Origin of the sequence: Microcystis sp. M169S2 (assembly GCF_020245865.1) — a bacterium.
Lineage (GTDB): Bacteria > Cyanobacteriota > Cyanobacteriia > Cyanobacteriales > Microcystaceae > Microcystis > Microcystis ichthyoblabe_A.
The window spans coordinates 1-24937 of sequence record NZ_JADBUB010000246.1 but is presented as its reverse complement, the minus strand read 5'-3'; the positions used below and the strand labels follow the sequence as shown (position 1 = coordinate 24937).

At 43.5% G+C, this 24937-nt stretch carries 22 protein-coding genes and 1 pseudogene; 13 read left to right on the top strand and 10 right to left on the bottom strand.

Features of this window, described 5'->3' with window-relative positions:
* From IM485_RS21665 to IM485_RS21645, 5 genes are all read left to right on the top strand, one after another.
* Nucleotides 1-1242, top strand: a 1242-nt coding sequence (locus IM485_RS21665; RefSeq protein ID WP_287745496.1) for a C2 family cysteine protease, incomplete at its 5' end; no start/stop codon positions are given.
* Nucleotides 1243-1435: 193 nt separating this feature from the next.
* Nucleotides 1436-1960, top strand: a complete 525-nt coding sequence (locus IM485_RS21660) for a hypothetical protein (RefSeq protein ID WP_133164161.1) — start codon at nt 1436-1438, stop codon at nt 1958-1960.
* A 635-nt stretch (nt 1961-2595) separates the two neighbouring features.
* Nucleotides 2596-4797 carry a PhoX family protein gene (locus tag IM485_RS21655; protein ID WP_287745494.1) on the top strand — a complete coding sequence of 734 codons (2202 nt, stop codon included), beginning with the start codon at nt 2596-2598 and terminating at the stop codon, nt 4795-4797.
* Nucleotides 4798-5088: 291 nt separating this feature from the next.
* Nucleotides 5089-5955, top strand: a complete 867-nt coding sequence (locus IM485_RS21650; protein ID WP_287745492.1) for a response regulator — start codon at nt 5089-5091, stop codon at nt 5953-5955.
* The gene (locus tag IM485_RS21645) at nt 5952-6242 is read left to right on the top strand and encodes a circadian clock KaiB family protein (RefSeq protein ID WP_002752661.1); all 291 of its coding nucleotides are present in this window, start codon (nt 5952-5954) and stop codon (nt 6240-6242) included. The genes IM485_RS21650 and IM485_RS21645 overlap by 4 nt, the downstream gene beginning before the upstream one ends.
* Nucleotides 6243-6495: 253 nt before the next feature.
* On the opposite strand, the gene lepB is transcribed toward IM485_RS21645, so the two are convergent.
* Nucleotides 6496-7593 (bottom strand): signal peptidase I, encoded by a 1098-nt coding sequence (lepB, locus tag IM485_RS21640; RefSeq protein ID WP_104397324.1) that lies wholly within the window; start codon nt 7591-7593, stop codon nt 6496-6498.
* Between the two features lie 173 nt (nt 7594-7766).
* On the opposite strand from lepB, the gene IM485_RS21635 reads away from it, so the two are divergent.
* The 3 genes from IM485_RS21635 to IM485_RS21625 all read left to right on the top strand — a co-directional run bounded on the left by IM485_RS21635 (nt 7767) and on the right by IM485_RS21625 (nt 9492).
* Nucleotides 7767-8426, top strand: coding sequence for a glutathione S-transferase family protein (locus IM485_RS21635; protein ID WP_104397325.1), 660 nt, complete (start codon nt 7767-7769; stop codon nt 8424-8426).
* Nucleotides 8427-8723 carry a glutathione S-transferase gene (locus IM485_RS21630; protein ID WP_104397326.1) on the top strand — a complete coding sequence of 99 codons (297 nt, stop codon included), beginning with the start codon at nt 8427-8429 and terminating at the stop codon, nt 8721-8723. It begins immediately after the preceding gene.
* A 148-nt stretch (nt 8724-8871) separates the two neighbouring features.
* Entirely contained in the window at nt 8872-9492 is a 621-nt protein-coding gene (locus IM485_RS21625) for a chorismate lyase (protein WP_104397327.1), read from the top strand.
* A 204-nt stretch (nt 9493-9696) separates the two neighbouring features.
* Here the strand turns inward: IM485_RS21625 and IM485_RS21620 are convergent, their stop codons facing one another.
* Nucleotides 9697-11736 carry a hydantoinase/oxoprolinase family protein gene (locus IM485_RS21620; protein ID WP_287745490.1) on the bottom strand — a complete coding sequence of 680 codons (2040 nt, stop codon included), beginning with the start codon at nt 11734-11736 and terminating at the stop codon, nt 9697-9699.
* Nucleotides 11737-11820: 84 nt separating this feature from the next.
* Here IM485_RS21620 and IM485_RS21615 point away from each other — a divergent pair, with 84 nt between their 5' ends.
* Entirely contained in the window at nt 11821-12828 is a 1008-nt protein-coding gene (locus IM485_RS21615) for a Gfo/Idh/MocA family protein (RefSeq protein ID WP_287745489.1), read from the top strand.
* A 326-nt stretch (nt 12829-13154) separates the two neighbouring features.
* Nucleotides 13155-13397, top strand: a pseudogene (locus tag IM485_RS21610) (DUF4164 domain-containing protein); the annotation flags it as partial.
* Here IM485_RS21610 and IM485_RS21605 read toward each other — a convergent pair.
* The 4 genes from IM485_RS21605 to IM485_RS21595 form a co-directional block, all read right to left on the bottom strand.
* Nucleotides 13394-14077, bottom strand: a complete 684-nt coding sequence (locus IM485_RS21605; RefSeq protein ID WP_104397330.1) for an N-acetylmannosamine-6-phosphate 2-epimerase — start codon at nt 14075-14077, stop codon at nt 13394-13396. The pseudogene IM485_RS21610 and the gene IM485_RS21605 overlap by 4 nt on opposite strands.
* 222 nt (nt 14078-14299) lie before the next feature.
* Nucleotides 14300-14809, bottom strand: a complete 510-nt coding sequence (locus tag IM485_RS21600) for an inorganic diphosphatase (RefSeq protein WP_287745483.1) — start codon at nt 14807-14809, stop codon at nt 14300-14302.
* A gap of 161 nt (nt 14810-14970) precedes the next feature.
* Nucleotides 14971-15165, bottom strand: coding sequence for a TLTLP motif-containing protein (locus tag IM485_RS23115; RefSeq protein WP_012267246.1), 195 nt, complete (start codon nt 15163-15165; stop codon nt 14971-14973).
* A 739-nt stretch (nt 15166-15904) separates the two neighbouring features.
* Nucleotides 15905-17083 carry an AI-2E family transporter gene (locus IM485_RS21595; protein WP_287745481.1) on the bottom strand — a complete coding sequence of 393 codons (1179 nt, stop codon included), beginning with the start codon at nt 17081-17083 and terminating at the stop codon, nt 15905-15907.
* 270 nt (nt 17084-17353) lie between these two features.
* On the opposite strand from IM485_RS21595, the gene IM485_RS21590 reads away from it, so the two are divergent.
* Together IM485_RS21590 and IM485_RS21585 are read left to right on the top strand one after the other, a co-directional pair.
* A complete protein-coding gene (locus IM485_RS21590) occupies nt 17354-17689 on the top strand; it encodes a type II toxin-antitoxin system PrlF family antitoxin (RefSeq protein WP_159294533.1) in 336 nt (111 codons plus the stop codon).
* Nucleotides 17690-17691: 2 nt separating this feature from the next.
* A complete protein-coding gene (locus tag IM485_RS21585; RefSeq protein ID WP_287745478.1) occupies nt 17692-18189 on the top strand; it encodes a type II toxin-antitoxin system YhaV family toxin in 498 nt (165 codons plus the stop codon).
* Between the two features lie 288 nt (nt 18190-18477).
* On the opposite strand, the gene IM485_RS23110 is transcribed toward IM485_RS21585, so the two are convergent.
* From IM485_RS23110 to IM485_RS21575, 3 genes are all read right to left on the bottom strand, one after another.
* Nucleotides 18478-18633, bottom strand: coding sequence for a hypothetical protein (locus IM485_RS23110; RefSeq protein WP_464472960.1), 156 nt, complete (start codon nt 18631-18633; stop codon nt 18478-18480).
* Between the two features lie 244 nt (nt 18634-18877).
* Nucleotides 18878-19132, bottom strand: a complete 255-nt coding sequence (locus IM485_RS21580; RefSeq protein ID WP_192576006.1) for a hypothetical protein — start codon at nt 19130-19132, stop codon at nt 18878-18880.
* Nucleotides 19116-19595, bottom strand: coding sequence for an excisionase family DNA-binding protein (locus tag IM485_RS21575; RefSeq protein ID WP_104397333.1), 480 nt, complete (start codon nt 19593-19595; stop codon nt 19116-19118). The genes IM485_RS21580 and IM485_RS21575 overlap by 17 nt, the downstream gene beginning before the upstream one ends.
* A gap of 1000 nt (nt 19596-20595) precedes the next feature.
* Here IM485_RS21575 and IM485_RS21570 point away from each other — a divergent pair.
* Nucleotides 20596-22335 carry a Vgb family protein gene (locus IM485_RS21570; RefSeq protein WP_287745476.1) on the top strand — a complete coding sequence of 580 codons (1740 nt, stop codon included), beginning with the start codon at nt 20596-20598 and terminating at the stop codon, nt 22333-22335.
* A gap of 339 nt (nt 22336-22674) precedes the next feature.
* On the opposite strand, the gene IM485_RS21565 is transcribed toward IM485_RS21570, so the two are convergent.
* Nucleotides 22675-24690, bottom strand: coding sequence for a ribonuclease catalytic domain-containing protein (locus IM485_RS21565; RefSeq protein WP_287745474.1), 2016 nt, complete (start codon nt 24688-24690; stop codon nt 22675-22677).
* Nucleotides 24691-24937: the final 247 nt, after the last annotated feature.

The window sequence follows — 24937 nt, the reverse complement described above, 5'->3', positions numbered from 1 at the left end:
AGTCTCACCGGACTGACCGCCGATGCGGATGTACAACTGTTAAATGGCAGTGGTAGCATGATTGCCTACTCTAGTAACGATGGTACCGCTTCTGAGAGCATTATCGGTCAGTTGAGTGCAGGCACCTACTACATTCGTGTTTATCCCTATAGTGGCAATACCAACTATAATCTCGCTGTTTCGGCTACTGGCGGTGGTGGTGACTGGTTTAGTCAAAATCTGCGCGATGCAGGATTGATCAGTACAGCACGTTCTCTCGCTGCGGATGGTAACTTCAGCCGCAATGATATGATTAGCATTTTCCGTAATGCTGAAGATGGTAGTGTCATTGATGCCACTGAGCTAACGGATTTAAGAACCCTTGTTAGTAATGCTAGTCGTTTTACTATGGCAGATTATGTAAGAGTTCTGTCTAATAACATAGCTAATACTAATACAGCTAACCAATGGTGGACTGGCGGTGGTTCTACCCGTCAAACATTAGGCAACCTCTATGCTGGCAGTAGTGCAACCCAAATGGAACGATTGATTGGAAAATGGTTCTTGGGATTAGATCGTCCAACGGCTGCCAGTGGAACAACTTACCGTTCTTGCAGTGGTTCACTGCTCCAAAGTGGCGTTAGCTATCAAGATATCAATCAAGGTAATCTAGGTGATTGTTACCTCCTAGCTGCTTTAGCAGGAACAGCTTACCGTACTCCCAGTACCATTCAAAATATGTTCACCGACAACGGTGACGGTACCTTTACCGTGCGTTTCTTCCGCAATGGGGTAGCTAACTATGTAACAGCCGATCGTTACCTACCAACGACTGCTTCGGGCTCTTTCTATTATGCCAACCGGGATCGGGGTTTGCTTTATAACAATACTGGAAATGAATTATGGGTAGCCCTCGCTGAACGAGCCTATGCTCAAATTAATGAATCGGGTTGGATTGGACAAGATAACACCAACAGTTATAATGGTGTTGATGGCGGTACTTTGAGTGCGATCAGCCACATCACAGGACTCTCCAATACTGGCTATATAAGCCCATTAAATACCAGCGAGTTGGTAAGAGCATATAATGCGAACCAGATTACTTATCTGAGTGATGGCGGTCACGCATATACATTGGTCGGCTACAACTCCTCTACGGGTGTCTTTACAGTTTACAATCCATGGGGACATACTGAAACTTATACTAACACCCAGATGACAAGCAAATTCGTCAGTTTTGGTTACTCTGGAAGTCGCGTCTAGCTAGAGGAGAGAGAGCCTCGAAAAGGTCTATTTAATCTCCTGAATCAAAGGTGACTGATTTCAAACTCCTCAGTCACCTTTTTTCGAATAGTGGTCTGTCAAAGCAATAATCACGAATCAGGAGAGATGTAAATCAATACAGATTAACCCAATTATATCGGTCAATTTTAGATTGACCGAGCAGTAGTTTGGATTGAACTTAGTTGTTGGAGTAGTTAAAATGCTTAAAATACACTTTGTTTTGCTGGTTATAGGGATAACAGCTTGCAGTCCTGCTCCTGTTGCTCAAGTAAGCAATTTGTTGAAATATCCTGTTGTGGAAAGTGCCATGCCTGATAAGATGATGATAGCGATTAAAAATGTTGAGCTTCTAGCCAAAGAAGAAAGATACCCACCTGACGGAATTCCCCCTCAAGCCAACCGTGATATCGGCTTTGCTGACGTATTTGTTCACTTAGAAAACTCTCAGGAAACCATAATAAAACTCAAAATTCAAAAGATTGAAATACGGAATGCTTCTGACAGTAAATTACAAGACTTTAGTTTTGTCCCCCAAACTGTTGAATTAAAACCCCTAGAAAATTCTGAACTTGTCTTTCATTTGAGCAATAAAACTGGTTATGTTGGACAGGACAAAGTTAAAGCTGTTCTTGCCTATCAAGTCAAAAATCAGGTTAGAGTCATTGAATCGGAAGCAGTGACAGTGAATAATAACTAAGCTAAACTCGTCTAGTAGAGTAACGCACCAACAAGAAAAGAAAAGTTTTTGATGCGTTACTGCAATATTAACACCTTGATTGTTTCTCTAAAAATAAGGGAGTGACCAGCGCAACCTACTGAACATTTTCTGTAATTTTATTCCTCTGCGGAGAATTTCAATAACTCTGCCAGGGAATTATCTTCAATAAACCTCTTGCATAATTAACTTTTAAGAGTTCAAAAACGGCAAAAATAACAATTAAATTGCATCAAATATATAAATAGAGCATTTAATTGGTTATTATTCATTTCTAATTCTCCTGACCAGTGATACTAAATCCGTTGAGTATAGGCTACATATCAGGACAGGCAAAAGGCAAGAGGCAAGAGGCAAAAGCGGAAATAAATAATCAGTTTTTAATAGCTGGATTTAGTATCATTAAGCTCACTAACAAGAACGCTTTTTGCTCCCTTCTCCCCACTTGCCACTCCCCACTCCTCACTCCCTCACCCCTAGCCTCCAATCCCGATACTTTTAACTGGCTGTTAACTTAGTCATAACTTGCATACTGTATAATTCCTATGTCAAGCTTATGTAATAAAATTTAACCTAATCAAGGTCTTAACACCAGTTTTGACTTTATTTCTGAAAATATGAGTATTTCTCGCCGTAATTTCCTCACCTTTTTAACTGCCACTGCTGGTGTCTCTTTTTTCAGTCTGCAAGAGAAAAAATATTCCTCTCTGATTAGCAGTCCTGCGATCGCTGCCAATAGTTTTGGCTTAAACTTTTCTCCAGTCAAACTGCCGATTCCCTTAAAAATTGACGGCATGAGCGATGAAAGCCAAAAAAATGCCTATCAAACCTATAAAGTCCTAGATGATCTCGTTCTTCCTCAAGGATTCACCTATGATGTGCTGGCACAGTGGGGGGATAAAGTGGGTGATTCCCGTTTCGGTTATAACAATGATTATCTATCTTTTATCGAAACCAGTCCGGGTCAAGGTTATCTAACCGTTAATTTTGAATATATCAGTGGTCGTACTTGGCTACAAACCTTTGAACAAGTGATCGGTAAAACCCTACCCGTCCAGGAAGTACGGGAAAAAACGAACGAAAAGGGCGAAATTGCCGCCTATCGCCTGCAAGATGCCAGCTTAAGGGCAAAAATCGAGGAAATATCCCTAGAAGGTTTAATTGATCAGGGAATTGGCGTAATTTCCTTAGCTAAAGATCAAACGGGAAAATGGCAACGTACCTATAGTAAAGCCGATCGCCGCATTACCGGTATTTCTGGACTAAAGGACGGTCATTACCTGAAAGTGACTGGTCCTGCTGTAGCAATTTTTACCAAAACCGATAAACTTGGCTACGATGACGGATTAGGGGCAAAAATTATCGGAACGTTTCAAAATTGCGCCGGGGGAACAACTCCCTGGGGAACCGTATTTAGTGCCGAGGAGAACTTTCAAGACCAAGTGACCGAGGTAGTGTTAAAAGATGGTTCCTCCTTGCATCCCGATACTACCCCCTTTATTCTCAATAGTGGGGAAGTGGATGGCCGGGGTAACGTTTTTGGGTTAGCGGGAAATAAATACGGTTGGATGGTGGAGGTAGATCCGGCCAATCCCGACGATTACGGCACAAAACACACTTGGTTAGGGCGTTTTCGCCATGAAGCGGTCGCTTTTCTCGCTCAAACGGGGCAACCCTTGGCGGTTTATTCAGGATGCGATCACAGAGGCGGTCATGTCTATAAATTCGTTTCCGAGGGCAAAATTAGCGATATTAAGCAGAAAAATAACTCAAAACTCCTAGAAAAAGGAATGCTCTACGGGGCCAAATTCAACCCCGATAAAACTGGTTATTGGATACCATTAAATCCCGACACGGAGATAAATCCCGTCCTACCGAGTCAAATTGCCGCTAGTCGCGGGGATGGGGTGGTAGCTTTGCCGAATCCCGAAAGAACGGTCAATGAGACTAAATTACTGCTATTTAAGGACGATGAGGAGATTCTGGCCTACAAATCTAAATATAAGACCCTCGCAGACCTGTATGAAGGTAATGGGACGGAAAAACAGGGAGCAATTCTCATCGATGCTCATTTTGCCGCTAACGCCGTTGGGGTCACTTGTACTGGTCGGCCAGAAGATACGGAAGTGGACGAGAATGGCACTTTATATATAACCTTTACCTCTGGTAGTCCCAGTGAAGCGGAGGGAGGAGCCGATAAGGAGATATTTAAGGGACCAAATGGCGAAATACCCTACGAATTTGGTTGGATTATCAGCTTAAGGGAAGATAATAACGATGCTGCTTCCTTAAGTTTTCGTTGGGATGTGGTCGCTTATGGAGGGGAACCGACAGAGAAAGGTGAGGGTTTTTCTAATCCCGATAACCTCGCTTTCGATAAACAGGGAAATCTCTGGATGGTTAGCGATATTTCCACGGGTGGGTTAAATCGAGAGATGAAAACTCGTTATCCCCAAGGAGTCCCGGTTAGTCAACGGGATTTATTGGGGATTTTTGGTAATAATAGCGCTTGGGTGTTTGCCAAGGGTCAAGAGCATCCCTATCCTTTTGCTATCGCTCCCATGGATGCGGAATTAACGGGATTGTACTTTACTCCCGACCAAGAGACGTTATTTTTGGCAGTACAACATCCGGGGGAAGCGGGGGGAATTCGTCGGGATTTAGCCTTTGAAAACCGTAAATTTGCCCTGAAAACCACTAATGGGCAAGAATTTGAACAAATGCGACAAGTACCCCTAGGGTCGAATTGGCCCAGTGGTCAAGTTAATCAACCTCCCCGGCCGGCAGTGGTGGCAATTCGCCGAATCCAGTCAAAATAGGTGAGGGAAGTGGGGAAGTGGGGAAGTGGGGAGGTGGGGAAGTAGGGAAGAAGGGAAGTGAGGAAGTGGGGAAGTGGGGAGGTGGGGAGAAAAAGGAAATAGATTGTTTCCTTGGAGTAGAAAAGCGATCTTTTTCAGGAAAAATCGTTAAATTAAGGATTTTAAGGGCAAGGTCGCCATTAAAATCTCACTTTTGCCGGAGATCTGTTGTGATTTTGTCCTTGAGTTTCCCAAAGATGGGCTTACTATGAGAGTAGGGGGAAAAAAGATAATTTTAGCGATCGATTAACAATGACTAGGGATCTCTGTAGGATTTTATTGATAGAGGACGAACCGACGACTGTTAAATTAATCCAGAGATTGCTGTTAAAGGCCCCCCAATGTTCTCTGGCTGAGGGGTTGACTTTTACCCTCACCCAAGCTCAGGATCTAGAGGAAACTGCCGAAAAACTGGCAGGGGAGAAATTTAATCTCATCCTCTTAAGCTTGGAAATCTCCGTCCCCCCCGGCTTAAATATTCTAGTCAAAACCAGAGAATTAGCCGCTGCTATACCGATAGTGGTTCAAACTACTAGCAATGATGAGAAATTAGTCGTTAGAGCCTTTCAACTGGGTGCTGATGGTTATATTCAGTTAAATAATATCGATAGTAGTCTTTTAGTCTATCAAATTCGTGTGGCGATCGAGCGTCAGCAATATATCCTCAATCTTAAACATCAACAACAGGAAGAAGAATTTCGCGAACTGGAACAGTTAATCAAGGGAGGACAAACTAGCATCACGGCGAAAATGTTCGGTTCTGAGGCAATAAGGCAGAGTATTCCCGATATTTTTCAAGAATTAGTCCAAAATTACGGAGATTTATTAGATTTAGCTTTAGAAGAACAAGCATACAAAGTGGAACATAATCTATCGGAACGACTGCGAAGCTTGGCCGATAAGTTAGGATTCTTAAAAGCTAGTCCTCGCGATGTGGTGGACATTCATACCACCACCCTACGCCAAAAAAATCAGGATGTCACCCTGGCCAAAGCGCAGGCCTACGTTAGCGAAGGTCGTCTCATGGTCTTGGAATTGATGGGTTATCTCGTCTCTTTCTATCGTAAATACTATATCGGTCTCAGCAACATTAAACTGTTCAATAACACGCAATCATGAGTCAATATCTTCTCAAACTCTACATTATGGGTGATTCAAGTAAATCCCAGAGGGCGATCGCTAATATTTTTCGTATCTGTCGCGAGGAGTTATCCGATCTTTATACGGTAGAAATAATTGATGTTCTCGAACAGCCGCAATTAGCGGAACAGGATAAAATTCTCGTAACTCCTACTTTAGTCAAACAACTTCCCCCACCCCTACAAAGAATTATCGGCGATATGTCCAATACCCAAAAGGTTCTCCTCGGTTTGGATGTTATTCCCAAAGACTCCCATCTCAATTAGGATTCACCTAAAAATTCGGCTCTTCTAGGTTCTGTGTGATAAGTTTAACTTACATAGGATCGATTAATCTTTGTGTCCTTTGTGTCTTTGTGGTTCGTTCCACCCCCTCGCTAGGAGGAATGTATCTTAGAATACACTTTACCCACCAAATCCAAGAGAGCCAAAATTCTTGCGGTTAGGTTTTTCCTCGCTAATAAGTAGATAGGATTAAAATTACCCCTTGAAGATAGCTGAAAATCAATAGTCATCAGCATCATAACAAAGACTGGACACGATCGAGGGGCCAGTAAACTTTATAGGCTTGACCAACGATATAACTTTCTGGCAAAAAACCCCAAGCATGGGAATCAAAACTATGGTTACGATTATCTCCCAAAACAAACAGGGTTTTTGGGGGTACAGTCGTAAATTCTATTTCATAATTGCCCAACTCGGCGGTGTAGGGTTCCTCGATAACTTGCCGGTTGAGATAAACTTTACCCCTGCGGATTTCAATGGTATCTCCGGCAATAGCGATGACTCGTTTGATAAAAAAATCTCCAGAATTAGGATCTAGTTGCCTAATTTTTTCGGGAGTTCTAAAAACAATTATATCGCCTCTTTCCGCTTGATAATTACCAGATTGACTGACGAAAACGCGATCACCTACTGCGAGGGTAGGTAGCATGGATTCGCTCGGAATCTGGAAAAATTCTATTTTTTGATGTAACCAATTGGGAAAATAATTACAGATAATTCCCCAAGTAAAAATCACTCCCACCATCAGTGCCAAAATGGAACGATAGGTGTGACGATGGGGGTGGAATTGATGGGGGAAAGTGTGATAAACGTGATAAATAGCGATCGCTGTAACTAAAGGGGTAAGAAAGAGGATATTGGTGAAAAAATGATCCATTTTCAGGCTAATCTGGGATATAGTCAGAAAAATTATCCCTAATCTCACCTTATCAGCGTACAATTGCCCCAAACCTGGCATAATCCGGTTAGCGAAGACGGCAAACCATGGGTTTTTTTGTTTCCGGGGAATTTTCTCTAAGCTGTTATTCTGTCTGGAATCATAAACAGTCCAGTGAGCGTCAAAAATATTGCTAATGTAAACGATAACCAGAGCAACTATTCCCCCTAATCCCCAGCTTACAGGGCCATTGGGGCTAAAAATTGACCAAATTGTCACAATTATTAATATTACTTGAGCGATCGCCCAAATGGTTGCTTTTTGGTTTTTGTTAGCATACCATTGTCCCAAACCGGGGAAAAACATCGAGAGATTGACCGCTAACCAGGGATCTTTTGCTTGTGAATTAGTCGCATAAGGACGAGAAACAGCCGAAAAAAGGGGGGGTTTACTCATAGTATATATTTATTGGCAATTCAGTAATCAGTGATCACTAAACAGTAATCGGTAAACAGTAAACAGTGAAAACACAGTAGTAATAATACTGCTCGCTTAATACATACTGCTCACTTAAAACTCAAATCTGATAACTGATAACTGATAACTACTATAGCAATCAACAACAATTAATGCTTTTACTTCAATTTAGCACCTCTCATTACTGTCGCAAAGCTCGTTTAGCCCTAGGTTATAAGGGGATTGATTACCAAGTAGAAAATCTCACCCCCGGACTACATATTCTCAAACTCAAGTCCCTAACCAAAGGGTTAACCACTGTCCCCGTTTTAATGACAGCAGATGAGATTATTGCCGATTCTACTGCCATTTTAAAATATTTAGAAAAAGTAGTTCCTGTCCCCTCTTTTATTCCCGCTGGGGAAAAGGAGAAAAATCAGGCTTGGTTACTAGAGGATTGGTTAGATGAAAGTATTGGAGTAGCGACGAGATTTGTCTATTATAATTATCGCGCTGGAGAGGGAAAAGCGATCGATTCTTCCCTGAGTAGTCAAATAATTATTAATATCGTGCGACAACAATATAAAATCACCCCAGCCAGGGTAAAACTAGCGGAGGAGCGCCTAGAAAATGCCCTCAAGATTCTAGAATATTGGCAAGATCAGCCCTATTTGGTGGGAGATAAATTAAGTGTAGCCGATATTGCCGCCACTGCCCTACTCAGTCCTCTGGCTCTAATTCCCAGTTATCGTCAAAAATATCCCTGGTTGTTTGCTAGAATCGGGGAAATTCATCAACAGTGTCGAGAAAAATTGCCCCCCGGTTTAAATTAAATGCAGCGAACGACCAAAATTATTATCCTCATCTCGATCGGTTTCTTATCGCCCCTAAAAGCCCTTGCTTTGCCCGCTCCTGAAGATATTCCCGAAGAAATTTTACGAGCAGAAATTATCACTTCGGCTCGATCACCTTTGGATAATCAACCCCTAAATGCGGCAGAATATGCCTTACTGGAAGAACAATTAGCCACCAGTATTTATCCACCCCAAATTAATCCCAAGATTCGACAATTAATTGCCCTGAGAAGATTACAAAAACTCCTCCAGATCTTGATACCTTTTTATCGTTAAGATCAAAATAGCCGATCTCCTTTGGCAAAAGTGCATCTGCTAACCAAAAAGTTAGAGAGGATTGGCATAGGGCGATCGCTTTTATCGCCAGCAGACAAAAATCCCGTGTTATGATTAATGAAAAAATCATAAAGTTTTGTAACAAACCTTGACTGCTATCCTCCACCCCCAAGAAAAGCCCCTGCTTAATCCTCCTTGGTACTCCCTGTCCCCTCTCTGGCAAGGAGACGAAACCGATGTTAAACAAGGTTTACCCCATAGCCAACTCGCACCCCCGTGGCAGATTTTAATTCTCGGCGATGGTTCTCCCACCCGTCATTTACAACTTTTAACCGGTGAAAAAACGGAAGTGGATGTGATCGATATGTCGCCCATCGGCGACGATGAGGATGGCGCACCGATGAAAATTAGCCTGATTCCGGGGCCGAGATTGCGTCGTCAAGTCTGGTTACGCACAGCTAGTGGTCAAAGGTTAGCCTATGCCGCTTCTTGGTGGTCTGCCAATCAAGTGGACGAATATCTAGAAAATCGTTCCCTACCGATTTGGGAAAGTCTCTCGCGGCTGCACACGGAATTATATCGCGATGTGCAGGGACTTTATTACGGTCATTCCCCAGAATTAGAAATAGCTTTTGGGGAAAAAGGAGCATTTTGGGGTCGTCATTACCTATTTTGGCACGCTCGCCAACCCCTTACCCTGATTTACGAGGTTTTTTCTCCCTATCTCCGTAAATACCTCGGCGAAATGAGAATTGATCAATTAGGATAACTGCTGTAGATATTTCTATGTAGGGTTTACTGAATAAAGCTAAAAACCTTGTTGGATAATATCTTTAGGCTTTTTTGAAATCAAAAAGTGGGGGAAATTTAGGCACTTTTTCCCTGAAAATTAGGTAATTGGCCACCTCAAAACTGGTAAAACCCCACACCCCACACCCTACCCCCACGAAAAACTTTTTGCCGCAAACCCTAGTTAATCTTTGGAGAGAATTAAATGATTTTTCTCCGTTAATTTTGCCATCCAACCCGGTTCAATCACAATCGTGCTGATTTTTTCGATAATAATTGCTGGTCCTGCCAGACAATCAAAAGGTTGCAGATCTGAACGCTGATAAATTGGCGTTTCCCGCCATTGATTAGCCATAAAAACCGCTACTCGATCGAGCAGAGGAGGTAATTCTTTCATGGGACGGGTGCGAGTTAAAATTGCTTCTTGGGGACTGTCCATAGTCTGGATCAATTCCACGGCAATCGACTCAACAATTAAAGCTTTTTGTTCTTGTTTAAACCCATAACGTCTTTGATGTTCCCGTTCAAAATCCTGACGCATTTGATCGCTAAAATTAACCGCTAAAGTGGCATCACTGCCTTGATATTTTAAACTAACTTGCTGCCGCACCTGATTATAACCCTCTAATTCCCGACCCGCTAAAACTTCTAATTCGTTCATTTCCGGGAGTAACTCCCCGATTAAATCGGCATTTAACGGCTGTTCGATCGCTTTTTCTTTAATTACCCTCAAATCGGCCAAACCCATGCCGTAGGCGCTTAAAACCCCGGCATAGGGATGGAGAAAAATACTTTTCATTCCCAGAGTATCGGCAATTAAACAGGCCACTTGACCCCCGGCACCGCCAAAGGTACAAAGAGTATAATCACTGAGATCATAACCCTTTTGTAGAGAGATTTTTTTAATCGCATTAGCCATATTTTCCACGGCAATTTGAATAAACCCCGCAGCCAGCAGTTCAGGACTATTATTACCCCCCATTGTTGCCGCCAATTCTTGAAACTTTGTCAGCACAATCTCTCTATCTATGTGTAAATTTCCCTCTTCTCCAAAAATAGCGGGAAAATAGGCAGCTTGAATTTTTCCTAACAAAACATTAGCATCGGTAATTGTTAAAAGTCCACCTCGTCGATAACAGGCAGGTCCGGGATTAGCTCCGGCACTTTCTGGCCCGACTCGAAAACGATAACCATCATAGACTAAAATCGAACCCCCACCAGCGGCCACGGTGTGAATACTTAACATCGGCGCTCGCATTCTTACGCCAGCAATTTCGTTATCTGTTTGCCGCTCGTATTCCCCTTGAAAATGAGAAACATCGGTGCTAGTTCCTCCCATATCAAAACTGATAATTTTGCTAAATCCCGCCCTTAAACTGGTTTGTACTGCCCCGACTATTCCCCCCGCAGGACCAGATAAAATGCTATCTTTACCCTGAAATTTATCGGCGGTGACTAAACCGCCATCGGATTTCATAAATAACAAGCTAGTTTTCGGTAATTGCTGGCTAATACTATCAACATAGCGGCGTAAAATTGGCGATAGATAGGCAGAAACTACTGTGGTATCTCCCCGGGATACCAGTTTCATTAAAGGACTGACTTGGTGGGAAATGGCTAGGTGAGTAAAGCCGATTTCTTCGGCAATGGCTGCTACTTGTTTTTCGTGGTCAGGATAACGATAACCGTGCATAAAAACAATCGCACAACTTCGGATACCCGCTTGATAAACTGGTATTAAATCGGCTTTAACTTGGGCGGGATTAACGGCGATTAATTCTTGTCCTTGACTATCGTAGCGTTCGGCCACTTCGATAACTTGTTCGTATAATAAAGAAGGAAGAATAATTTGACGGGCAAAAATATCGGGGCGATTTTGATAGCCAATTCTCAAGGCATCTTTAAAACCTTTGGTGATTAACAAAACCGTGCGCTCTCCCTTTCTTTCTAACAGCGCATTGGTGGCTACCGTTGTTCCCATTTTAATCACTTCGATGTTATCTAGGGAACCGCTAATATCTTTAATCCCTTGAATGACTGCATCTGGGTATTTTTCGGGATTCTCCGAGAGCAGTTTATAGAGAACAATCCACTGTTGATCGGCAATGGGAACAATCAGAAATCTAGCGGCATCTCTAGCTAGTCGTTCAATAATTTCTGGTCGATCGATTATCGCCACTATATCGGTAAAAGTTCCCCCTCGATCGATAAAAAATTTTAACATAATCCCTTCCAGTTCTCAGAATCAATGAACAATTGCGCCTAATCCTTTTAAAATAAACTAGATTGATCTATCTGAGTAAGCAAAATGTCCACAGGAATCGCTATTTTAGGGGTAGGACGTTGGGGAGTGCATTACGTCCGTCATTTTTCTCAACATCCCTCAGCACAAGTAGTGGCGATCGTTGACCCCTCCCCCGAAAAACTCCGTCTCTGTCGCGATCAATTTAATCTCGATACTAATAAGGTTATTTTAGCCAATGACTGGGAATCTATTCGCAATCACCCCGAAATCTCGGCCGTAGTCGTCGTTACTCCCGCCATCAGCCATTATCCCCTGATTAAAGATGCTCTTAATTTAGGTTATCACGTTCTGGCCGAAAAACCCTTAACCCTCAATTCCCAAGAATGTGCCGAATTAACGGCATTAGCGGCGCAAAAACAGCGTATTTTATTAGTTGATCATACCTATCTTTTTCATCCGGCCGTTATCACCGGACAAAAAGTCCTGCAATCCGGTGGCATCGGTAAACCTCTTTATGGTTATGCCACTCGCACTCACTTAGGTCCCGTCCGTCAGGATGTGTCCGCTTTGTGGGATCTAGCTATTCACGATATCTCGATTTTTAATCATTGGTTGAATAGTACACCAGTATTAATTCAGGCACGAGGAACGGTTTGGCTACAACCTAATCTAGCCGATTTAGTCTGGTTAACCCTGATCTATGGCGATGGTTTTCAAGCGACTATTCACCTTTGTTGGTTGAATCCCGATAAACAGCGACGCTTAGGGATAGTTGGCAGCGAAGGGACTTTAATTTTTAATGAATTAGACGCTCGATCGCCTTTAACCCGACAAAAGGGCGATTTTGAACGTCAGGAAGCCTATTTTATTCCCCGGGGACAGGAGACGGAATCTATCCCTATCGCCGATGGTGAACCCCTAAAAGCATTGTGCGAACATTTTCTAGAGTCGGTGGCTACGGGTGTCAATTCTCCTATATCTTCGGGATCGGTAGGGACGGAATTAGTCAAAATCCTCCAGGCAGCAGAATTATCTCTAGCCAGAGGTGGAGAGATTGTGCGCTTAGAATAGGGAAACATGGGGTTGATAAGCTGTTGACTATCTAAATTACTCGTTAAGACTGCACCGGGGTTGACAGCAGGGAAACGAGCGATCGCTGTCTGCTTAGTCGATGTCTTGGGCAATGATGCCAGTGCTACAGTTGAGGTGAGGTAAAATCTCCGACGTTTCCCAGAAAGATGAAGTATAACCTGATTTGCTATTGACGAGGAGTTTATACGGTGTTAGATTTACCTAATTTCTTTCACCCGGTCGGTGCGTAGCATGGATGGTCAGTTTATCGGCGACCATATAGTTAGTAAGACTTATATGAAGGGAATCCAAACCTACAAAGAGATGTTACTCAAAAATTCGACAAAATCGATGAACGTCTCACAAAATTAGAAATCGGAAAGGCCGAACTAAAGGGAGAGTTAAAAGGAGATATTAAAGCTTTACATAAGCGATTGACCCCTGAAATCAAGGGATTAACGGCACGGATTGCCTATCAGGAATTTACTAACTGGGAAATTCTAATCCCTTTAGTTGTCGCCATTTTGTGTGGCGCGGCTAAACTTTTTGTTTTTTGTCCCTCCCATTAATCCTTTGATAAAATTCCTTGTAAAAAAGCGGTAGTTTTTAAATCAATCCCTGTAATTGCCGTGCCAACAACTACAGAATATGCACCAACTTCTAGGGCTTTTTTTGCTTCTGTTGGGGTCGATATTCCTCCTTCACAGATAACAGGAACTGACAACTTATTAACTAATTCTTCTAGGAAAGAAAAACTCGGCGGCTGCAGCTGTTTAGTGGCTTCTGTGTAACCGTAAAGAGTTGTACCGACAATATCAGCACCAGCTGCCACGGCATAAATAGCACTTTCGATCGAGTCTATATCTGCCATGACTAATTTACCAGTTTCTTGATGAATACGATCGATAATTGTGGCTAAATTTTCATCATCGGGACGCTTTCTGGGGGTAGCATCCAAGGCAATTATATCGGCACCCGCATCGGCAATGGCGAGAGCATCTTGATATTTGGGAGTAATATATACCGAACAATCGCGATAATTGCGTTTCCAGAGTCCAATTATCGGTATATCCGGCAATTGTTGACGGGTGGCTTTCAGATGAGCGGGACTATCAATTCTTACCCCACAAGCACCCCTATCCACACAAGCATGAGCCATGGCAGCAATAATTATGGGATCGTGCAGAGATGAATCCACTGGAGCTTGACAGGAGACGATTAAACCCGATTTTAAGGTTTCTATTCGCATAAATTGGGGTGTGGGGTGTGGGGTGTGGGGTGTGGGGTGTGGGGAAGTGGGGAAGTGGGGGAAGTGGGGAAGTGGGGGAAGTGGGGAAGTGGGAGAATTTCAACTAAAACCCTAAAACCTCAACACCCCTAAACCCCTAAATCCCTATCACCCTATCACCCTATCACCCTATCCCCCGACTCCTAACCCCTAACCCCAGCAACAAACTTTTTGCCGCAAACCTTACTTATAAGCAGCAATACACTGTTCAACTAAAGCATTTACTGCGTCCACATCTTTCCAACCGAGAATTTCTGTGACTTTTTTCTCTAGATTCTTATAGGTTTTGAAAAACTCGGCGATTTCCTCCAAGCGATGGGGAGGGACATCTTTGAGAGATTTTACCTCTGCATAACGAGGATCTTTAGCGGGAACACAGAGAATTTTTTCATCGCGATCACCACCATCGATCATTTCTAGCATACCAATGGGACGCGCCGTAATCACACAGCCGGGGAAAGTAGGCTGATCCATGATCACCATACCATCTAAAGGATCGCCATCATCGGCGAGGGTATTGGGAACAAAACCATAATCACAGGGATATTGTACCGAAGAATAGAGAACGCGATCGAGAGCAAAGGCGTTTAAATCCTTATCAAACTCGTATTTATTCTTACTACCGGCGGTAATTTCCACTAAAACGTTAATTAAACCGGGTTTCGGTTGGGCAGGAATGCGCGATAAATCCACAAGCTTTCTCCAAATACAAGACAATAGCGCCTTTAGAGTCACCTAAAAGCGCAAGCAAAATTAAAACACACTTTGATTAACTCCGATCCAAATTTTACCCATAAGGGGGATCGGGACGAAGAAAAAAAATTTTACCTTGGCAATCGTCTATCTCAATTCTGTCACCTCATTTGCCTCGTTAGGGAGTAGGATGTGTTACCGGTAAGGGGTTCTTCGGTATAGTTAGGCGTGGAGTTATATCCAATCGCTAACAAGGGTAACGTTAGGGTCAGAATTGCGATCATGGTTCCGAGTAAATTGGCCCACCTATGACTAGGAGGTTCGGAAGTCTTCCCTGACGGGTTGCTTGATTCCATAAAGGGGTCGTGTTGAACTCGACAAGTAAAGAATACGAGAGATGTATAGAGCAGTCAGCCATTGGCCTTGAGCTTTTGGCAAATTACTGCTATTTTTTGCTTTTGAGCTTGGTTAACGTCTCGTTAAAAAGCGAAACATTAACAGCAATACTCTCCCTACTAATTATATTTTACCAATTCTTTTCCAAGAGTTCACTCTGATACTTTTCTTGACGATCTCTCCAGATCATGGTCTGTTGGTTTTTGTCCATGTCATACTAAATCAGTTTTTAATAACTGGATTTAGTATCAATCCACAAAAAAAATGTCTGAAAAGCCCAAATATTAAGCGATTCAAACATTTTCTCATTGCAATCGGAGGGTGATATTGACTTTATGTCTTAACTTCGAGCTTACGATAGAAACTTGGCTGTTAATGTAGCCTATTTAACCAAAATATCGATTTTTTGCTGATTTATCGGGATAGACAATGACCCGTTCTTAAAATTATCCGAGTTTAGAGACAATTGGTTAGCTAATCTGCCCATAAGTCAGACTCCAGAGACTGGCAAGGCATCCTCAAGCCTTGATTTGTCCTTGCTTGTCAGGGACAGCGATCAGGACAAGTGGACTTAATCCACCAATATAGATATCATAACTCGATCGAGGGAGAAAAGCCAAGAACCTGCGAGAAAATTGCCGATTTATCCCGGCCAATATTAATGCTCAGATCGTCCTAGATGATGCCGTCAGTCATTCTTCAGCGAGAAACTACCTCGTTAGAGGATTCTGATTCTAGGGGGAGAGAGGGTTTAATTATCCCGTATTTTGTCTCCTCTGGAGTCACTTGACGGATAACCTCCAAAGCTTCCTTAATCATTACTGCCATGGGAACCGCGACAATCACCCCCAGTAAACCGCCCACTCGCGCCCCCGTCAAGACCGAGACTAACACCCAAAAGGGATTTAACCCGGTGACACTGCCCAAAATTCGGGGAGCAATGCCGTTTTCGACAATTTGCTGCACCACTACAGCTACGGCTAAAACTTGCAGAGCTAAACCAATATCGCGCAAAGCTAGTAAAGCTGTCACCGTGACAATGCCTACAGTTCCCCCAAAAGGGATTAAGGCCATGGTACCAATCAAGAGGCCGAATAGAAGACCAAAAGGGACTTTAATCGATAAAAATGCCGTGACTAATCCCAGGGCCATGCAAGTGGCACAAATCACCTGGCCGACAAAGTAATTCTGAAAACTTAAGCGTAGGGTTAGGGAAAAGGGTTGTTGGACGGGTTTGGGCAACCATTGGATAATACTCCTCCAGATATCGGGACTGTGGAGAAGTAGATAAAAGGTGAGGATAATGGTTAGCAGCACATCAAGCACTCGCACCACGGTAAAAACGGTGAGATTAAGGGCTAAATTAACGCTTCTTCCCGCTAAAATTTGCAATTCTGCCCCTAAACGACTGTTAAACTGAGCGATAACACCATCGAAACTGATCGGAATCGGTAGATTCATCGTGTCGATTTTGGTATCTAGTTGCATCAGTTGGCGCTGTCCCGAGTCTAACCATTCTGGCAATCTGTTGACAAATTGCTGTGCTTGGGTGAAGACTAGGGGAACTAGGGTTATTCCCACGGCCACAAAAATTAAAATCGTGATCAGGGAAACCACGATCGCAGCTAAACCCCGTTTTAATCCCTGACGTTCCAACCAAGTCACCGGATAACCCAAGAGAAAAGATAGAACGGCCGCTATCAGTAAAATAACAAATAAAGATTCAAAATAGCCAAAAATTGCCGATAATGCCCAGGCATTCAGAACTATAAGTGGTGCAGCTAGAGCAATCACCAGTAAGCGAGATAAGGAATTCAGGGATTGCCACCACGTCTGAACCCAATTGCGTTTCGGGGGAACGACTTTAACTTCCACCATGAAGCCTCTTAAAGGGTTTGTTTCAATACTTGTATTCTGACAGATCGAAGCCGAACCCGCTAACTCAACCCGGGGAAGTGGGGTGATGGGGTGTGGGATGCTGACAGGTGTAGGTTTATTACAACAACCTTATGGGTGTAACGGGGGCATCCTGCCGACATTTAAGGTGAACGGATCCGTTAGGCTGTAGATCTAGTCACTCCACACTTGACGAGACAATGCAGTTGCATTACCATCAAGATGTTTTTACAAACAGGCTGAGAGGTCCCAATGGCTGCAACTATGGCTCCATGGCCAGAATCCACTCTTACCGATCGCTATCAGACTACAATTCCCGATTCCGTTCGCAAAGCCCTTGGCTTGAATAAGCGCGATAAAATCTGCTACAACATACAGCCCGACGGCAAAGTATGGATTTCCAGGGCTGACGGGACAGAAGAAAATGATCCGGTGCTTGGGAAATTTCTGAATTTTCTTGCCCAAGATATGGAACAGAACCCTCAACACATACAGCCAATTAGTTCTAACCTAGTCAATCATGTTCAATACTTGGTCTCTGGCGTTGATCTGGAGCTTGATGCACCACTTCTGGATGAGGACGAATAAGGTTGTCTATAGATCAGCCCCTAGTAATTAATGGATGGAGCATATTTGCTCATCCTCTGTTCCTTGAACAGTTTGAAGAACTTGTGACGCAGGTTGAATATCTGCGCCACAAGTTTCCTCAAGATTACAAAAGGAAAAATGCGACAAAGCGTCTAGCTGCCATAGCAAAGTTAGCCTTTGATACTATTCCTCAAGACCCAACTCGCAGTGAGTATCGACTGGGAACTACGCTTGGAGACGATTACAAACACTGGTTTAGAGCCAAGTTTTTTCAGCAGTATCGACTGTTTTTTCGATATCATCAAGAGAGTAAAATAATTCTCCTCGCTTGGGTCAATGATGAAAACTCTAAGCGAGCTTATGAGAGTAGTACAGACGCTTATAGAGTCTTTAGAAAAATGCTGGAGACCGGTTATCCTCCAGATGATTGGCATGACCTACTCAAAGAGGCCAAAAGTACAATTAGCAGTTTACGCGGAGCTGCTGAAACCGAAATTTAATGATAGATATGTCTGGACTTCCCCATACAAAAATACTAAAAAATCAACAAAACCCTTACTGCATAGAGCTTCTCAGAAAAACTTGAAAAGACACTACTGGGTACATTTTCCCTTGAAAATGTCCGTACCGTTGACTGTATCTGGAGTGGAGCGATTTCCTAGATTTCGCTGTATAGCGATCGCTAACCTTATGGTAACAGATGCTGTCATTAATCTCTAGAGTCAGCGATTCCCTCTGTAGCCATGTTTAGATAGCTAGTACATTTACACTGGAGAAGTTCAGTTATATCAAAGAATTTTAGTTATCTTTTGACAAAAATTAGATAAATTAGCTTTTTTATCTAAAAACTCTAGTAATTCAGCTAGAGATTTTTGAGGATTTTTATATTTCTCGACCTGCCGATTTAGACTAAATTTAATTTCTTCGGGATATTCATCGAACAAATGACTTAAAAAAGTATCAGGAGATTGAGCCTTTATACCCTAAGTTTCTAAAGCTGAAAGTGAAAAATTGGTAAGATTATTAGTTAAAATTAGATTAGCTTTAGCCATAACAGCAGTTGCTAGAACATGACGGTCTTTTAAGTCATTTGTCATTATAGCGTTTCCTAAGCTAGTGAGGTACACATATTTTTCTTCCCTTTTGCCTAAAACCCATAACTTTTGTACCTCAGCAGACTGAAAAACGCTATAACTCAATTAAACCAGATGGCACTTCAATCATGGCTTCGGGAAAAGCTGCTTTCATTGTCTCCACTAAATTAAGGGCTTTTATTGAAGTTATATTATATCGATTAATCAGATTGCGGGTTGTTTCTTCTAAAATTAATTTCGACCAGTAAGGGGAGTATAAACCTCGCCAAGCAATTGATAATAAAGTATCGCGTAAATACTGAGGAATAAGAACACAAGCATCTAAAAAAAACCTAGGCTCTGCTGTCATATAGGTTTAATTCCTCATCTTTTCTGTATAGTCCTTCCGCTTCAGTCATGGCCACAAGGTTATTTAAAATTTGTTCTCTTTCTCGATATTTTCTCTCTTTATATATTAGCAAATCTTCTCGTTTTATCCGTCTATCACTGCCTACATTAGTCGATAAAATTTGCCCCTGTTCTAGTAATTTTATTAGATAAGAGTTAGAAACATTTAACAAATTAGCCGCTTCTTCTATAGTTAAATCCTGAGGGGTAACATTTAACTGAATTACCTGTCCCGATGCTAAGGCAGCTACACTGTAACGAAGTACCATTAAAACCGATTCGGGAATATGGACATTTTCTCCCTGTTCAGTTACAAGTCTCGTCGGTATTTCTCTATTAAGCAGCTGATTTAATTGGGTTATTTGTTCAGTTTCTTCGGGTTCGACAACAAAATGAGTTGGGTCAAAATTAGAATATTTACTCATATCAAAGAATGACTCCACGCATTTATAGCGTTTTTCAGTCTGCTGAGGTACAAAAGTGATGGGTTTTAGGCAAAAGGCAAGAGGCAGAAGGCAAAAGGGAAGAAAAATAGGTGTACCTCACTAGCTTAGGAAACGCTATATATTATTTCACCTCATTTTAACATACCAATCTGACAGGGGGACAAGAACCCTGAAATTGATACATCATAAGCTTTCTAGAGCTTTTGATCGAATAAGTTTTCCGCACTGGCTCCCATTTATCGATAAAATTCCTAGTAAGCTCGCTCCCATCCCTGATTCTTTCGTTAGCTTTTTGCTGGTCATCGATCTATTTTTGGCGAGATAAGCTAGAAGCTTGTGTGGACAAATCTTCTAGCTTGCTTATCCCCCTGTCAGCTTCCAATTTGGTGCAATTGGCAATTGGTTTAGTCCAAAAGTAAGTTGTAATAGCTATAAAATTAAAGCTTATGTAATTCCAAAAATTTAGTCTTTATAATTGCCTTTTAACAAATAGATGAGGGAAATCTGTGGTCAACCTTTTAACTTATAATATAGCTAGTGTTTTTGTATTGCATGAGTAAGTCGGTTATACACTGCCTGTAAGAATTGCGATAATACCAAGAATTGTATGGCTAAGGGTAATATTCCGCATTCCGAAGGAGCATCTCATTTATGCAAGTGAGTAATTATACTTGTCCCTAAAACTGGTTTCTAGCAAGGCTTTCAAAATAGCTTGACATAAAACCTGATTTAGGGGTTACAAAGGTGAGATGCTCCCGCATTCCGTATTCCGCGCATTCTATTCCGAAAGAGAGATGCTGCGGAGTAGGATACCTGCTAAAACAAGGAGGGGGTGGTATTAAGTAAAGACAGCTAACGATTGAGAATGAGGTAGGGCTGATGGCTATTTCAAAAGCACTTGAGTTGGCTGTTTTACTGACCTACCTAATTTTTTACTCAAATCTTCAACAAGGTAGCAATGAAAGCAACAACCAAACGAGTGAAGAAAACGAAACTTCCCTGGCGAGTTGCCCTCGCTCTTACTCTCACAGGGGCGATAGCAGTTCCCGCAAACGCAGCCTCCTTCAACCCCCTAACAGGCGAACTGATTTTTACTAACGATGCTGACTGGGGTATGGGAACGTTCACCAATCTGAACTACAATCCCAATCCGCCAGACACGAACAACCGAGTCCCCGGCAACAACCAACTACAACTCAATCCGGCGCTCGTCACCCAGTTCAACAACATCTGGGTTGCTCTCTCCGGGCGGGGTACTGCCGTCCGCATCGATACTGACCACGTAGATCCCGATGGTGTAGTCTCGCTGGCGGACAGTGCCGCCGGAAACGGTGCAGTTCTGGGAGAGTATTACACCGCACCCAACGGGATGGGCAGGGACCCCTCCCGAACGACAGTCGATCTTGATGGTAACGTCTGGGTTACCAACCGGGCTGAGGCATCTGGCGGTCGAGGCTCAGTGGTGAAAATCTCTTCCAATCCAGGCACTGGGGCGACAACCTCAAGCGGGATTTGGAACGGTTCTACCTTTAATGTCTTACCTTGGACGAATACTGGGAGTGCGGACACCAATGGGGGAACCTCAACCGCAGTTGACGATGCGCTTCTTCTTTATGTCAGGACTACTGGCACGAATGCCAGGACAGTGGCAATCAATGCCAACAACGATGTTTGGGTCGGCGGTTTCAATAACAAGCAACATCAATTGTACGATGGAGCAACAGGCGTAGCCGTACCCAATGGACCGGGAGCATTCAATTCTTTTAACAATGGTCGTGGTGGTTATGGTGGACTCGTCGATGGCAATGGCATTCTCTGGTCTGCCGATATTAATAACAGTACCTTAGTGCGTTACGATCCAGCAACGGGAGCCTCACAGAATATTTCCGTGCCACAATCTTACGGACTGGGGATCGACACCAATGGGAACATCTGGAATTCTACCTGGACTAATTGCAGTGTCTATAAAATTAATCCCCTCGGTAGTGTTATCGGGGCGTTTAGTGCGGGTGGCTGTGGCAGCCGGGGTGTTGCCGTTACTCCCAGTGATAATAACGTCTGGATTGCCAATAGTTCTAACAACACAGTCACCCGCTTAAACAACAACGGAACTCTCTTAAACACAATTGGTGTTGGGGCCACACCAACAGGCTTGTCCGTTGATTCTAATGGTAAAGTTTGGGTCACTAACTTCAGCTCGAATAGTGTGATGCGAATTAACCCGTTGACAAACGCGGTTGATCTGACCATCGATCTCGGTTCAGGTGCTACTCCTTACAACTACAGTGACATGACTGGTTCCGTATCTGGTGGTGTCACCAATCCGTCTGGCTTCTGGCGATCGGTGACGGATAGCGGTATCACTGGACAGGAATGGCTGAAAATTTTCTGGAATACGGAGGCAGCCGCTTACCTACCAGCAGGTGCGGAAATTATCCTTGAAGCTCGTGCCTCTAACGATCCAGTCGCACTCATATCCCTGCCTTACACAACTTATAATAGCGGCGATGCCCTTAGCTTGTTAGGTCGTTACCTTGATGTCAAGGCAACCCTCAAACGCGGCGGGACGGTTGGCAGCGAAAGTCCGGTACTGTCGAATATTCGTATTCTCGGCCGTACCACAGAACAAGTACCAGAACCTTCTCCGTTCTTTGGTTTATTAGGATTCGGTTTATTTGGTTTCGGAGCATTCTGCAAACGCAAATTAAACCAGAAATAACCATAAGCTAAGAAGCATGGCGTTGCTGAATCAAGGTATGAATGCCAACTGTGCATCGTATCCAAAAGTTAGTTTGGGTCTAGGTTTTAAAAATCCCACAAGAAGAAGATTCATAGCTCAAATCAGCAACGCCCCTTGACCTTGTTAAGGGTTGGTAGCGACAATTGGCGATGCCTCTGGGTATCCTGGTTCGACTGACTCTCAGGCTAGAAATATCTATTGAGGGAACAACCTTTTTGTCTTAGCCTTAATTGAAGGCCATCATATTTTCAGGCTTGGCGGTGCCAACCTTGGCATCGGGACTGACTACTGACGACCGACTCCTGACTCCGCCAGAGATTAACTTGCTTGGGAAGAGACAAAACCCGATAACTCGCGGAAGCGGATCTCATCGCGGTGGGGATCAGAGCGACTAACTTGTACTTGAAAGCGATCGCCTAAAGATACCGATCGCTCAAAACGATGGGGTAATTCTAACCCCAATTCCTCCAATAAAATCAAGCCTAAATTTTCCTCTTCCCGCAGCCAGCGCAACACCAAAGCTTGCCAGACTTGATCTCCCTGTCGTCGCAAAAATTCCAAACTCCAATAACGATTAGTTTGTCGTTCCACCGAGGTGGCTTCTTGGGCCGAACTAGCGACACTATAGAGAATTTCCTGCATTCTATCCCGGGTAAAAGGCAGTTGATCGCCCCGGAGATGGGCTTTTAGTTGAAAATGGGTCAAAAGGTCAGTATAACGGCGAATTGGCGAAGTTACTTGGGAATAGGTATTCAATCCCAGACTAGCATGACGGTTAGGAATCGTCGTCATCTCACTGCGCGGCATACAGCGACGCAAGGCACAGGAACGCACAGGGCCCGCAGGTAGTAAAATTAACTCCTCATCGGGGGGTAATTCCGGTTGTGGTTGTCCGCGGAAAGGCACCGGAATCTCGTGTTCCTGACAGTAGCGACCGGCGATTTCTCCGGCTAAAATCATCATTTCCGCCACTAATTGCCGAGATGGAGACACTTCCTGCAATTCTACGATAATTTCGTCGTTATCCTTCACCTTAATCGATGATTCTGGCATTTGGATGTTAATCGATCCCTGAGATTTGCGCCAGGCGTGGCGTTGTTTTGCCCAACGGTTGAGAATCTTCACTTCCGGTTCATGCTGCAGATCAAGATGTAACATTTCGTCCACATCTTCGTAGGTGAGGCGATAGGTGGGTTTAATTGTACTAGGATGGATCCGATAATCGGCGATCGCCCCCGTTTCATCGAGGATTACCCCAAAACTCAATGCGGGACAAAGTTTACCCTGTACCAAACTCATTGGACCGGCGGCCAACTCTAGGGGAAACATGGGAACCATTCCCGTGGGAAGATAGAGACTGGTACTGCGACGACGCGCTTCTAGGTCTAATTCATCATCGGGAAGCACTAAACGGCTAGGATCGGCAATATGAATCCAGAGACGATGACCACCATCCGCGAGCATTTCCACCGATAATCCGTCATCGATTTCCTCGGTACTTTCATCGTCGATGGTATAAATTTTTTGGTGGGTTAAATCGAGACGATTGTTGACATCCGCATCCGCAGGGGGATTGAGTAAATTAAGACGCGCCACATCAAGTACCTTTTTCGAGAATTGAACAGGGTAGGAACTGCGTCGCAGGAAAAGGTTTTCGTGACTACTCCACCATTTCAAATCGACTAACAATTCAAAAGCGGCCTCGGGGGTTTGAGAACGGCCCAGCAGCGAGAGTATGTCCATAGCTGCTGGATATTTTTGTTCGGGTTGGAGGATAAATTTTTCTAGAGACTCCAGACGAATTCGATCGCTTTCTGACCATTCTACCGTTCCACCGGCCAAGGCCTGTTGGAGACGTTGGAGAAATTGGCCTTTTTCCCGTTGACGCTGTTGTTCCACCTCTAGCTGGTGTTTGATTTCCTCTACCTGATTTTCCGAGCGGGCCTCGTAACCATCCCCTTTATTTTTAAAATAAACTTTATCATCACTCAAGAGACAATGGGCCGCATAGCAAAACTGCGGACCGCGATCGGAAAAGAGGATCTCGGCCATGGTTTCGGGAGTGACTAACTGATTTTCCCCGGCTAATAATTCCCAGGCCACTTCTAAACCACTAGGATCTAGATAGGGTTGGACTTCCCGCAGAAAATTTCCGATCTCTTTATAGTTGGATGGACCTGCTTTGATAATGTAATCGAAGCGTTGGGGACGCAGTTTATGCGGGTTTCCCCCTTGATCGATGACGATCCAATCTTTTTTACCTTCTGGGCGATCGATCACCCCTAAGCGCCTTTCTCCTTGCACCCGAAATTCTACCAGCGTTCCCTTTTCCACTGCTTCCCCTTACTGCCTATCTATTTTGTCTATTTCCTATCATCCTCGATCGATTACTCGATCGGCAAGAACAATCATCAATCCCCACCCACTAGATAAGTTATAACTGGACTTCCCCGTTGACAAAAAGCCATAAGCTGTGCTGTAGAAGGGATTAAGAGAATTTCCGGCACCCCGTTACTGGCTACAAATTAGGGAAACTCCCAATAAATCTAACGCTTTTTGTTGCAGTTGGGTCGGTCGAGTT